The sequence below is a fragment of the Serratia sp. HMSC15F11 genome, assembly GCF_001808215.1.
Classification (GTDB): domain Bacteria; phylum Pseudomonadota; class Gammaproteobacteria; order Enterobacterales; family Enterobacteriaceae; genus Serratia; species Serratia nevei.
Genome location: NZ_KV792400.1, coordinates 61,441 through 73,584 on the forward strand (window position 1 = coordinate 61,441; position 12,144 = coordinate 73,584).

Sequence of the window (12,144 nt, forward strand, 5' to 3'; positions counted from 1 at the left end):
AGACCGCCCACCTTCAGTGCTTTATTTCCCTGTTTCCGCTCACATTTCCCACCCTGCTCGCCGCGCGCACACCCATCTGCGGCTACTATCAATAACGCTGGCTCGCGCTTTGCAAGTGAACAGCGGCAAGCAAACACAACACAATAAAAAACTGACAGGGTAGGAATAACTATGTTTTTACAGAAATGGAGCAAACCCCTGACCATGGCGGCGCTGCTGGTCAGCGGCAGCCTGTATGCGGCATCCAACCCGGCGGTGGAAGCCAAAAACGGCATGGTGGTCACCTCGCAACACCTGGCCTCGCAGGTCGGCGTGGATATCCTGAAGATGGGCGGCAACGCCATCGACGCCGCCGTGGCGGTGGGCTATGCGCAGGCGGTGGTTAACCCTTGCTGCGGCAACATCGGCGGCGGCGGCTTTATGACCGTCCACCTGGCGGACGGCACCGACACCTTCATCAACTTCCGTGAAACCGCGCCGGCGGCGGCCAGCGCCAACATGTATCTGGATGCCGACGGCAAGGTAAAGAAAGACGCCAGCCTGTACGGCTATCTGGCAGCGGGCGTGCCGGGCACCGTGCTGGGGATGGAAACCGCGCGTGAGAAGTACGGCAAGCTGAGCCGCGAACAGGTGCTGGCGCCGGCTATCAGGCTGGCGCGCGAAGGCTTTGTGCTGACCCGCGCCGATACCGATATTCTCGACACCACCGTCGCACGCTTCAAACAGGATCCCGAGTCGGCCAAAATCTTCCTGCGCCCGGACGGCAGCCCGCTGCAGCCGGGGGACAAACTGGTGCAAACCGATCTGGCCAATACGCTGGAAGCCATCGCCAAAGGGGGAACCGACGCCTTCTATAAAGGCAAGATCCCGCAGGCGGTGGAGACGGCGGCCAAACAGGGCGGCGGCATCTTGACCGCCGCCGACTTCGCCAATTACAAGGTCACCGAAACCCCGCCGATTACCTGCAGCTATCGCGGCTACAAGTTTGTGTCGGCGCCGCCTCCCAGCTCCGGCGGCGTGACGCTGTGCGAAATCCTCAACGTGGTGGAAGGCTACGACCTGAAAAGCATGGGCTTCAACTCGGCGGCGGCCATTCACACCATGACCGAAGCGATGCGCCATGCCTACATGGACCGCAACACCTACCTCGGCGACCCGGAATTCATCAAGAACCCGATCGACCGGCTGGTGAGCAAGAGCTACGCCGAGCAGATCCGCAAGAAAATCGTCGCGGACAAGGCCACGCCGTCGGAAAACGTGCAGCCCGGCATGGAGCCGCATGAAAAACCGGAAACCACCCACTATTCGATCGTCGATCACGACGGCAACGCCGTCTCCACCACCTATACCGTCAACGGCCGCTTCGGCGCCGTGGTGATCGCACCGGGCACCGGCTTCTTCCTCAACGACGAGATGGACGACTTTACGGTCAAAGTGGGCGAGAAAAACCTGTACGGACTGGTGCAGGGCACCGCCAACAGCATTGCCCCCGGTAAGCGCCCACTATCGTCGATGAGCCCGACGCTGGTGACCAAGGACAACAAGATCTTTATGGTACTGGGCTCGCCGGGCGGTTCGCGCATCATCACCATCACCCTGCAGACCGCGTTGAACGTGATCGACCACGGCATGGCACCGCAGGAAGCGGTGGACGCACCGCGCATCCATCACCAATGGTTGCCGGATGAGGTGTACTACGAACAGCGCGGCGTTTCCGCCGATACGCTGAAGCTGCTGAGCGGTATGGGCTATAAGATGGTCGAGCAAACGCCGTGGGGCGCCGCCGAACTGATTCTGGTCGGTTTGCCGGGCGCGGCGGGCGTCAGCCCGGCCAACTCCGGCAACGACTCGGCGGTTTCCGGCAAGGTGCGCGAAGGCTATCTGTATGGCGCCAACGACGTGCGTCGCCCGGCAGGTTCTGCGGTCGGTTACTGATGTAAACGCCTACTCACTTTTATCGCGGGGGCCCTTTGGCCCCCGCAGTTGCTTTAGCCTTCGCAGCGCCACACGGTGGCCGACTCTTCCGCCAGCTGCAGGCGCAGCCCGCCTGCCGTTTCACTCAACTCTCCCCGCCCTTCCACACGCCGCCACGGGCCGCGCGCCAACAGCGGGTTGTGCGGCAGCTGCGCCTGGCCGCTGCCGTCGCGCTGCAGCGCCACCAGCACCTGCTCCTGCTGATACAGGCGCACGAACACCAGCGTTTCTCCGCTGGCATACAGCACCTGACAGCCGCCGCGACGCAATGCCACGCTCTGTTTACGCAGCGCCGCCATGCGCTGGAACAGCGCCAACAGCGGCCGGTCCCAGTCGCCGACGTCCCACGGGAACGGCTTGCGGCAGAACGGATCGTTGCCGCCGTCCAGACCAATCTCATCGCCGTAGTAGAGACAAGGCACGCCAATCCAGCTCAGCAACCACACCGCTGCCATCTGCATGCGCGCCGCGTTCCCCTGCAACAGCGTGAGAAAACGCGCGGTATCGTGGCTGTCCAACTGGTTGAACTGGATCAGCTGGCGGCCGTGCGGCAGCCCGGCGCGGTAACCGTCCATCCACTGCGCGCACCCGGCGGCGTCCAGCCGCACCGGGTGATAGGCCACGTCCAGCCCCGCCAAAAATGCCCGCACCGGCAGCGCGAACCCCATGTAGTTCATCGCCGCGTCCTCCACGCCGGCGTGCAGCCAGCGGCGCGCGTCGCCGAAATGCTCGCCCAAGACGTAGGCCTGCGGGTTCTCCTGCTTCACCGCCTGATAGATGCCAGCCAGGTGGTTCAGGTTGCCGGTGGCGCCGCCGTTCTCCCCCAGCATGTGCACCACGTCCAGCCGCCAACCGTCGATGCTGTACGGCGGGCGCAGCCAGTGGCGCACCACGCTGCCTTCTCCGCGATAGATCGCTTCCGCCACCTGCGGCTCGGCGAAGTTAAGCTTCGGCAGGCTGGCGTTGCCCTTCCAGTCGAGCGCGCGGCCGTCCGGGTAAAAGTTGAACCAGCCGCGATACGGTGAATCGGGGTGGTGACAGGCGCCGTTTTCGCCCTGGCGATGGCGGTCGAACCACGGATGCGAGTCGCCGGTGTGGTTGAATACCCCGTCCAGCACCAGTTTCATGCCCACCTTGTGAGTGCTCACTCGCAAACGCTGCAGCGCCGCGTTGCCGCCAAAGTGCGGATCGACCTGGTAATAGTCCTCGGTATCGTACTTATGCACGCTCGGCGCGGTAAAAATCGGGTTCAGATACAGCGCCGTCACGCCCAGCTGCTGCAAATACGGCAGTTTGGCGCTGATGCCGTCCAAATCGCCGCCGTAAAAGGTCGAGGCGGCGTGGCGATCCTCCAGCGGATGCTGCCAGTCGCGCCGAATCACCTCGGCACCGGCCGCGTGATGGCGGTAGCTGCCGCTCTGGATGCCGTGTTCGCCGCCGCTGCTGGCGAACCGATCGGGGAAAATCTGGTAGAACAGCTGATCCGCCACCCACTCGGGGCCATGGTCGGGCTCGTCGACGGCGAACTGCGCCAGCTGGCCCGGCGGCGTTGGCGACCAGCCCTGCGGGCCGAACCACTGCTGGCTATCGGCCCACAGCAGCTTGAAGCAGTAACGCCGCGTCGGCTCGCCCTCATTCAGCGTCAGGCTGGCCTGGTAGCGCCGCATTCCCTCGTGACGCTGCGCTTTCATCACCAGCAGCCACTCTTCGTTGTCCGGTTCGGCGCGCAAAAACACCCGTTCCGGCAGTTCATCCCCCTGTAACCACAGCGTGATATCCAAACGTTGCCCTTGCTTCACCACAAAAGGCGGGACCGGTTGATGCCAGGCGTTAAGCATACTGTTTCTCCTGCTGTACCAAACGAAATCGACGGCGTTCTTCAAGAAGCGAACAATGCCACGTTAAGTGCAACTCCCCCTCCTCTCTGGCCGCAAAACCCGGGGATGAGCCGGGGGGCGGAGACCGAAAAATAACGCTAACTCGATGTAAAAAAAGGTAAACAGGCACAAATCCTGCGCGTTACCCCTTAGGCTAACGCGTTTTAAGTTTACAGGATGTTTTTTGCGCATTTTTTAAGGAGCGGTAATGCAACAACAGATAACGCGCTGGCTGGAACAGTTTGGTTTGGAATTCGGCGGAGTGATGTCGCTGTTGATGGTATTGGGGTTGATTGTCCTGATCTCGGTCGCGATCCACCTGGTGCTGCACCGGGTGGTGCTGGCCGCCCTTCAGCGCCGTGGCCAGCAATCGCAGCGCGTCTGGCAACAGGCCATCACCCAATACAAACTGTTCCAGCGCGTGGCGCTGCTGCTGCAAGGGGTGATCATCAGCATCCAGGCGACGCTGTGGTTGCAGAGCGGCAGCCAAACCCAGGCGGTGATCGTCACCGCCGCGCAGGTGTGGATCCTCGCCTTCACCCTGCTGTCGCTGTTCTCGCTGTTGGATACGCTGCTGGCGCTGCTGCGCCAAAGCCCGATTTCCAATCAGCTGCCGCTGCGCGGCATTTTCCAGGGCCTGAAGCTGGTGGCGGCGATCCTGATCGGCATCATGATCGTTTCGTTGCTGATGGGCAAATCGCCGCTGCTGCTGCTCAGCGGCCTGGGTGCCATGACCGCGGTCTTGATGTTGGTGTTCAAGGATCCGATCCTCGGGCTGGTGGCCGGCATTCAGCTCTCCGCCAACGATATGCTGAAGATCGGCGACTGGCTGGAAATGCCGAAATACGGCGCCGACGGCGCGGTCACCGACATCGGCCTGACCACGGTCAAAGTGCGTAACTGGGACAACACCATCACCACCATTCCCACCTACGCGCTGATCTCCGACTCATTCAAAAACTGGCGGTCGATGTCGGAATCCGGCGGGCGTCGCATCAAGCGCAGCCTGAATATCGACACCGGCAGCGTGCACTTCCTGTCGGAAGAGGAACAGCGCCGCCTGCAGCGCAACCCGCTGCTGCACAGCTACCTGAACGTCAAGACCCAAGAGCTGAGCCAGCATAACCAGGAGATCGCCGTCGATCTGGCCTCGCCGCTCAACGGCCGCCGCCTGACCAACCTCGGCACGCTGCGCGCCTATCTGGAAGCCTATCTGCGCGCTCACCCGCGCATTCACCAGAACATGACGCTGATGGTGCGCCAGCTGGCACCGACGCCGGAAGGCCTGCCGCTGGAAATCTACGCCTTCACCAACACCACGGTCTGGGCGGAGTATGAAAGCATTCAGGCAGATATTTTCGACCATATTCTGGCGGTGATCGACGAGTTCGGCCTGCGCGTGCATCAAACGCCAACCGGCAATGACCTGCGCGGCATGCTGCTACAAAACGCGAACGCTTCCTGACGTCGGCTGACGTAACTGTGTCTGCTGGTAATGATGTTCTTTCAATTGCCAGCAGATATCTCCATCCCCTTCTTTTCCCCGGCGAAAACGGCGTTAATGCGCCATCACCTTCACCACCGAGAGGGAAAGCCCTTGCTGAAACGGTTACGTCATCGGCTGTTTACCCTGATGGCCACCCTGCTGTTTATCGGCTGCCTGCACAGCGCTTCGCTGGACGAAAGCCGCATGCCACGCAATCTGCAACCTTCGCTGAGCGCCCTCAGCAGCAATATGCAGGACATTCGCGAAGTGCTGGCGCGCTGCGCCGGCGAGGAAGAGGAAGAACGCCTTAACGGCGGCGACATGCGTATCGAAGCGCGCGCCGCCGGGGGGGATGAAGTGGAAGACAAACGCTAAAAAAACACCGGCCTCAGCCGGTGTTTTTCCATTTAGTCTTGCTGCGTCGCCAACGGCGCGCGTTTTTTCTGATGGTTGACCTTGAACCAGTATCCCGCCAGCAGCAATACCACCCAGACCAGGCCGGCGTACAGCGAGACGCGCGTGGTCGGGAAGTAGCCGATCAGGCCGATGATGAACACCAGGAACACGATCGCCACCACCGAGGTGAACACCCCACCGCGCAGCGGGAACGCCAGCTGCTTCACCTGCTCTTTGCTCAGGCTGCGGCGGAAGGCGATTTGGGAGAACAGGATCATGATCCACACCCACACGGTGGCGAAGGTCGCCAGGGACGCGATCACCAGGAACACGCTCTCCGGCATGATGTAGTTGAGATATACCGCCAGCAGCAGCGCCAGCATCATCACCACCACCGTCACCCAGGGAATGCCGCGTTTCGACACCTTGCTGAACATCTTCGGCGCGTGGCCCTGCTCGGCCATGCCGTGCAGCATGCGGCCGACGCCGAACACGTCGCTGTTGATCGCCGACAGCGAAGCGGTGATCACCACGAAGTTGAGAATGCCTGCCGCCACGGTGATGCCCATATGCTGGAAGGTCAGCACGAACGGGCTGCCGTTGGTGCCCACCTGGTTCCACGGGTAGATAGACATGATGACGAACAGCGTGCCGACGTAGAACACCAGAATGCGCCACGGCACCGAGTTGATGGCCTTCGGAATCGATTTTTTCGGATCTTTGGCTTCGCCGGCGGTGATGCCGATGATTTCAATGCCGCCGTAAGCGAACATCACCAGCTGCAGCGACAGGATCATGCCGATAAAGCCGTTGCTGAAGAAGCCGCCGTTCGACCACAGGTTATGAATGCCGGTCGGTTGCCCGCCGTTGCCGATGCCCCAGATGATGATGCCGATGCCGGCCGCGATCATGATGATGATGGTGGCGACCTTGAAGAACGAGAACCAGAACTCCAGCTCGCCGAATACCTTGACGCTCATCAGGTTGATGGCGCCGATGATCAGCACCACGCTCAGCACCCAGATCCAGTGCGGCACTTCAGGGAACCAGACCCCCATATAGATGCCGAAGGCGGTCACGTCGGCGATGGCGACGATCAGGATTTCAAAGCAGTAGGTCCAGCCGGTGATGTAACCCGCCATCGGGCCGAGGTAGTCCTGCGCGTAGCGGGAAAACGAGCTGGCCTGCGGGTTGTTGACCGACATCTCCCCCAGTGCGCGCATGATGATAAAGGCCACGATGCCGCCGATCAGGTAAGCCAGCAGCACGCTCGGGCCGGCCATTTTGATGGCGTCCGCCGAGCCGTAGAACAACCCGGTGCCGATGGCCGATCCCAGCGCCATAAAGCGGATATGACGCGTACTGAGGCCGCGTTTCAGCTTATTGTCGGGGGCCGTGGTGGGTGACTGTTGTTGCATGAAGATGACCCATAGTTTTAAACGTAAAAAAGCCACGGACATGTCCGTGGCCCTGGATTAAGCCGGGGGATTATCAGTGCGCGGTCACTTGGGAACGCGTACACACCCGATCATAAATCGCGACCAGCACCAGCATCAGCAGCGAAGGCGGCAACCATGCCAGCCCCTGCTCCGCCAGCGGCAGGTGAGTGGTCCAGGCCGGCAGCAGCTGCTGGAAACTGGAGGCTTTCACCGCGTCAAGGATACCAAACAACAGGCTGACAAGCATCACCGGCGCGATGATGCGCGGCGCGCTGTGCCACCAACGCAGGGTGAAGCTCAGCACCACCAGCACGATGCACGGCGGGTAAATCGCGGTCAGCACCGGAATGGAAATCTGAATCAGGTGGCTCAGGCCGAGGTTGGACACCACCATCGAGAACAGGCCCAGGATAAACACCAGCGTCTTGTACGAGAACGGCAGGTATTGCGCGAAGAACTCGGCGCAGGCGCAGGTCAGGCCGACCGCGGTTACCATACAGGCGATGAAGATCAGCGCCGCCAGGAAGAAGCTGCCCAGGCCGCCGAAGGTGTTCTGAACGTAAGCGTGCAGGATCACCGCACCGTTGGTGGCGTCAGGCACCAACGCGCCGCTGCCGGAGCCCAGCTTGAACAGGCTCAGGTAAACCAGCGTCAGGCCCACGCCGGCAATCAAACCGGCCAGAATGGTGTAACGGGTCAACAGACCGGCGTCTTTCACGCCGCGCGAGCGCGCCGCGTTGACGATAACGATGCCGAATACCAGCGCGCCCAGCGTATCCATGGTCAGATAGCCGTTAACGAAGCCGGAGGAGAAAGGCACGCTCTGGTAAGCCGCCGTCGCCGGGATCGGCGCGCCGGCAGGCCACAGCAGCGCGGCGATGCCCAATACGGCCAGCGCCACAATCTTCAGCGGTGCCAGCACGTGGCCGACGGTGTCGAGCAGGCGGCCCGGATACAGGGAGATGCCGATCACCAGCGCGAAGTACACCAGGCTGTAGATGAACAGCGGCATGGCGCCGTCGCCGGTCAGCGGGGCGATGCCTACTTCAAAGGACACGGTAGCGGTACGCGGCGTGGCAAACAGCGGGCCGACGGCCAGGTAGCAGACGGTCGCCAGCAACAGGCCGGCGCCACGGCCGATCGGTGAGCTGAGGGCGTCGATGCCGCCGCCGACGCGCGCCAGCGCGATGACGGTGATGACCGGCAGACCGACGGCGGTGATCAGGAAGCCCAGCGCCGCGGTCCAGACGTGTTCACCGGACTGCAAGCCGACCATCGGCGGGAAGATGATGTTCCCGGCCCCGACGAATAAGGCAAAGGTCATAAAGCCCAGTGCCAGGATATCTTTTGACGTTAAACGATGACTCATACGATGTCGTGTTGCCTGTTCAAATGAAAAATAGTGTCCGATAGCGTGGTGGCGTGACGCCCCACCCGGTTGCCGGCATGCCCGATCGTTGCAGCGCCAAATAAGCACCCTAAACGCAATAGATCCGGCGTTTATGTCCCTATTCGAAAGTGGCCGCTCATGAAGATGGGCAAAATTTTAGGAGTTATAAAAATGGAGGTTTAATCCGACAACGAAGGCTAAGGTAAACGTTTATAGCGCTTCAAGGCAAGGCGCACGGCGAAAAGCAGAACTATCGACCATATAAACTTTTACCACCAGTCGATCATATTGGCTATCAATAAATATACACTACATGATTTGTATCATTTTTGAACAACAGATTCACGAAACGTGAAGCATATATCACTTTACCGCGCGAAAACGCCAATAAATGCCCGGTTTTCGCGTGGCATAAGCTCCGTTTGGCCGTGAAAAAAGGCGAAAATTACGCCGTTTTTTGCCGCTTATTGCACCGTGGCCGACGCGAGCGGCTGCAAGCCGAGCGCCTGGCGGGTCTTCTGCAGGGCGGCCGGCGGCAGCGGCAGATAGCCGTCGTGATTGACCAGGCTCTGCCCTGCGGTCGACAGCACGCGGTCGAGGAACGCGGCGGTCAGCGGTTCGAGCGGTTGATTGGGGGCTTTGTTGATATAGATATAGAGATAGCGCGACAGCGGGTAGCGATCGTTACGCACGTTGGCGGCGGTAGGTGCGACATAGTCCTCTCCCGACTCCGCCAACGGCAGCAGCCGCACACCGCTGGCGCGAAAGCCGATGCTGGCATAGCCGATGCCGTTGAGCGAACCGGCCACTGCCTGCACCACCGAAGCTGAGCCGGGCAGCTCATTGACGCGCGGCATAAAATCGCCGCCGCACAGCGCGCGCAGTTTGAAATAGCCGTAGGTACCGGACGCCGAGTTGCGGCCGAAGCGCTGCAGCGAGCGCGTTGCCCAGTCGCCGCTGAGCCCCAGCTCGCCCCAGCGCGTCAGCGGTTTGCTTTCACCGCAGCGCCGGGTGGCGGAGAAAATGCGATCGAGCTGCTGCAAATTGAGGCCGCGCAGCGGGTTATCCTGATGCACCAATACCACCAGCGCATCCACCGCCACCGGCACCGCCAGCGGCGCATAGCCGTAACGGTGTTCGAACGCCGAAACCTCGGCCGCCTTCATCGGCCGGCTCATCGGGCCCAGCTGCGCGGCGCCCGCCGCCAACGCGGTCGGCGCGGTAGAGGAGCCGGCGGCCTGGATCTGCAGGTTAACGTTGGGGTAATGCTGGCTGAAATCCTGCGCCCACAGCGCCATCAGATTCGCCAGAGTGTCGGAACCGACGCTGGACAGGTTGCCCGCCAGCATGCCTTCGGGCTGCGCCAGCGCGCCGCGTCCGGCCAGCAGCGCCAGGCAAAGCAACAGCCCTCGGGTTATTCGGGTCATACCGGTGTCTCGCGTTAATTTTTCACCGCATTCTCTGATAAAGCGGCGGGAACAATCAACCGGTTGGGTAAGGTAAAGATAAAGCGCGTGCCGATCCCCGGCTCGCTGAGGATCTCCAGCCGCGCGTCGTGATGGCTGAGCGCGTGTTTGACGATCGCCAGCCCCAGCCCGCTGCCGCCGGTTTGGCGCGAACGGGCCTTGTCGACGCGGTAAAAACGCTCGGTCAGGCGCGGAAGGTGTTCGGCGGCGATGCCCGGCCCGTTGTCGCTGACCTGGAACTGCGCGCCGTGCGCCGTCTGCTGCCAGCTCACTTCGATATGGGTGCCCTTCGGCGTGTGGTTAACCGCGTTGTACACCAGGTTAGACACCGCGCTGCGCAACTGGTCTTCATTGCCGAACACGTTGAGCTGTTCGTTCACCCGGAAGCTGATCTCGTGATTGCCGCCGCTCAGCGATTGCGCCTCGCGCTGCAACACCCGCAGCATCAGCGGAATATCCACCCGCTCGTTCATGTCGACATTGGGCGCTGCCTCGATGCGCGACAGCGTCAGCAGCTGCTTGACCAGCCCGTCCATCCGGCGGGTCTGCTCTTGCATGGTGCCGAGCGCCTTGCTGCGCAGCGAGCCGTCCTGCTCTTCGTCGCCCATCATCTCCAGGTAGCCCTGCAGCACCGTCAGCGGCGTGCGCAGCTCATGGCTGACGTTGGCAAAGAAGTTGCGCCGCGCGCCCTCCAGCTGGCGCATCTGGGTGACGTCGCGCGCCACCATCAGCAGCTGCCCTTCGGAGTAAGGCATTACGCGGAATTCGACGTAGTGTTCGTTGTTCAGCTGCAGCGTCAGCGGGCGCGAGAACTCCTGCTGTTGCAGGTAGTGGCTGAATTCCGGATAGCGCAGCAGGTTGAGGATGTGCTGGCCGTTGTCTTCCGGCCAGCGAAAGCCGAGCAGATGCTGCGCCAGCCCGTTGCACCAGAAGATATTGCCTTCGACGGTGGTCATCACCACCGCATCAGGCAGCGATTCGGCCCCGCTGCGAAAGCGCTTGATCAGCAGCGCCAGCTCGCGCCGGCGGCGGCGATTGCGCTGCTGCATCTGATACAGGCCATAGAACAGCGGCTCCCAGCTCCAGCGGCCGGGCGGCGGCGTCATGCTGCGGTCGATCCACAGCCAATGGGAGAGTTTGAGCTGGTTGTAGAAATTCCACACCAGCGCAGCCAGCGCGGAGGCCAGCAGGAACCAGGGCAGATAACCGAAAATCAGCCCCAGCAGTAAGGCGGGCAGACAAAAAAGAGCCAGCTCCAGAGCCAGCCTCTTCCACGACAGACGTTCTAACACGGCATATTCTCCAGCGCGGCGCGATCAGTAGCGCGTTGAGAACCGGTAGCCGGTGCCCCGAACGGTTTGAACCATTTTATCATGCCCACTGGTTTCTAACGCCTTGCGGAGCCGACGGATATGCACGTCAACGGTACGGTCTTCCACATAAACGTTAGTGCCCCAGACGTGATTAAGCAACTGCTCACGGCTATAAACCCGCTCTGGGTGGGTCATAAAGAAGTGCAGCAGCTTGAACTCGGTCGGCCCCATGTCCAACGCCTGATCGTTAGCCATCACGCGGTGGGAGGACGGATCCAGGCTCAGCCCTTGCATTTCAATCACTTCTTCCACCGCCATCGGTGAAATGCGGCGCATGACCGCCTTGATGCGCGCCACCAGCTCCTTGGGCGAGAACGGCTTGGTGATATAATCATCCGCCCCCACTTCCAGGCCGCGCACGCGGTCTTCCTCTTCGCCGCGCGCGGTCAGCATCATGACCGGAATATCGCGGGTCAGCGCTTCGCGCTTCATATGTTTGATAAACTGAATGCCGGAACCGCCGGGCAACATCCAGTCGAGCAACACCAAATCAGGGAACGGCTCAGACAGGCGCGTCACGGCGCTGTCATAATCCTCGGCTTCCAACGGTTGGTAACCATTCTGTTCCAACACAAAGCACACCATCTCACGGATCGGCGCTTCGTCTTCCACCACCAGTATGCGTCTTGCCATCGTCAATCCTGCCAATGTGTTAGCGACTTTGCGGGCGCCATTATGCGTCAGTTTTGTGACACTTTTATGAAAAAAAGCGGCTGTTATAGGCAGTAAGCATAGCGATTATT

9 protein-coding genes are annotated in these 12,144 nt (G+C 61.3%); 3 read left to right on the forward strand and 6 right to left on the reverse strand.

Going from position 1 to position 12,144, the window contains the following annotated elements:
• Positions 1-171: 171 nt before the first annotated feature.
• Complete coding sequence (gene ggt, locus HMPREF3138_RS05005) at positions 172-1,935, forward strand: gamma-glutamyltransferase (RefSeq protein ID WP_038873248.1); 1,764 nt, start codon at positions 172-174, stop codon at positions 1,933-1,935.
• 53 nt (positions 1,936-1,988) lie between these two features.
• On the opposite strand, the gene malZ is transcribed toward ggt, so the two are convergent.
• Positions 1,989-3,812 carry a maltodextrin glucosidase gene (malZ, locus tag HMPREF3138_RS05010; RefSeq protein WP_038873247.1) on the reverse strand — a complete coding sequence of 608 codons (1,824 nt, stop codon included), beginning with the start codon at positions 3,810-3,812 and terminating at the stop codon, positions 1,989-1,991.
• Positions 3,813-4,059: 247 nt separating this feature from the next.
• Here malZ and HMPREF3138_RS05015 point away from each other — a divergent pair, with 247 nt between their 5' ends.
• Both HMPREF3138_RS05015 and HMPREF3138_RS05020 read left to right on the forward strand, forming a co-directional pair.
• Complete coding sequence (locus HMPREF3138_RS05015) at positions 4,060-5,316, forward strand: mechanosensitive ion channel family protein (RefSeq protein ID WP_038873245.1); 1,257 nt, start codon at positions 4,060-4,062, stop codon at positions 5,314-5,316.
• Between the two features lie 132 nt (positions 5,317-5,448).
• Positions 5,449-5,712, forward strand: a complete 264-nt coding sequence (locus HMPREF3138_RS05020) for a hypothetical protein (protein ID WP_070558822.1) — start codon at positions 5,449-5,451, stop codon at positions 5,710-5,712.
• A 32-nt stretch (positions 5,713-5,744) separates the two neighbouring features.
• On the opposite strand, the gene proY is transcribed toward HMPREF3138_RS05020, so the two are convergent.
• From proY to phoB, 5 genes are all read right to left on the reverse strand, one after another.
• Positions 5,745-7,151, reverse strand: a complete 1,407-nt coding sequence (gene proY / locus HMPREF3138_RS05025) for a proline-specific permease ProY (protein WP_019454218.1) — start codon at positions 7,149-7,151, stop codon at positions 5,745-5,747.
• A 73-nt stretch (positions 7,152-7,224) separates the two neighbouring features.
• Positions 7,225-8,541 (reverse strand): branched-chain amino acid transport system II carrier protein, encoded by a 1,317-nt coding sequence (brnQ, locus tag HMPREF3138_RS05030; protein WP_038873241.1) that lies wholly within the window; start codon positions 8,539-8,541, stop codon positions 7,225-7,227.
• Positions 8,542-9,026: 485 nt separating this feature from the next.
• Entirely contained in the window at positions 9,027-9,989 is a 963-nt protein-coding gene (locus HMPREF3138_RS05035; RefSeq protein ID WP_038873239.1) for a PstS family phosphate ABC transporter substrate-binding protein, read from the reverse strand.
• A gap of 14 nt (positions 9,990-10,003) precedes the next feature.
• The gene (gene phoR / locus HMPREF3138_RS05040; protein WP_038873234.1) at positions 10,004-11,320 is read right to left on the reverse strand and encodes a phosphate regulon sensor histidine kinase PhoR; all 1,317 of its coding nucleotides are present in this window, start codon (positions 11,318-11,320) and stop codon (positions 10,004-10,006) included.
• 24 nt (positions 11,321-11,344) lie between these two features.
• Entirely contained in the window at positions 11,345-12,034 is a 690-nt protein-coding gene (phoB, locus tag HMPREF3138_RS05045) for a phosphate response regulator transcription factor PhoB (RefSeq protein WP_004940438.1), read from the reverse strand.
• Between the last annotated feature and the right edge of the window lie 110 nt (positions 12,035-12,144).

Bases quoted from the DNA above. Each gene is read 5' to 3' on its own strand.
- proY (WP_019454218.1), bottom strand. From the start codon at position 7,151: ATGCAACAACAGTCACCCACCACGGCCCCCGACAATAAGCTGAAACGC.
- ggt (WP_038873248.1), top strand. From the start codon at position 172: ATGTTTTTACAGAAATGGAGCAAACCCCTGACCATGGCGGCGCTGCTG.
- malZ (WP_038873247.1), bottom strand. From the start codon at position 3,812: ATGCTTAACGCCTGGCATCAACCGGTCCCGCCTTTTGTGGTGAAGCAA.
- HMPREF3138_RS05015 (WP_038873245.1), top strand. From the start codon at position 4,060: ATGCAACAACAGATAACGCGCTGGCTGGAACAGTTTGGTTTGGAATTC.
- phoB (WP_004940438.1), bottom strand. From the start codon at position 12,034: ATGGCAAGACGCATACTGGTGGTGGAAGACGAAGCGCCGATCCGTGAG.
- brnQ (WP_038873241.1), bottom strand. From the start codon at position 8,541: ATGAGTCATCGTTTAACGTCAAAAGATATCCTGGCACTGGGCTTTATG.
- HMPREF3138_RS05035 (WP_038873239.1), bottom strand. From the start codon at position 9,989: ATGACCCGAATAACCCGAGGGCTGTTGCTTTGCCTGGCGCTGCTGGCC.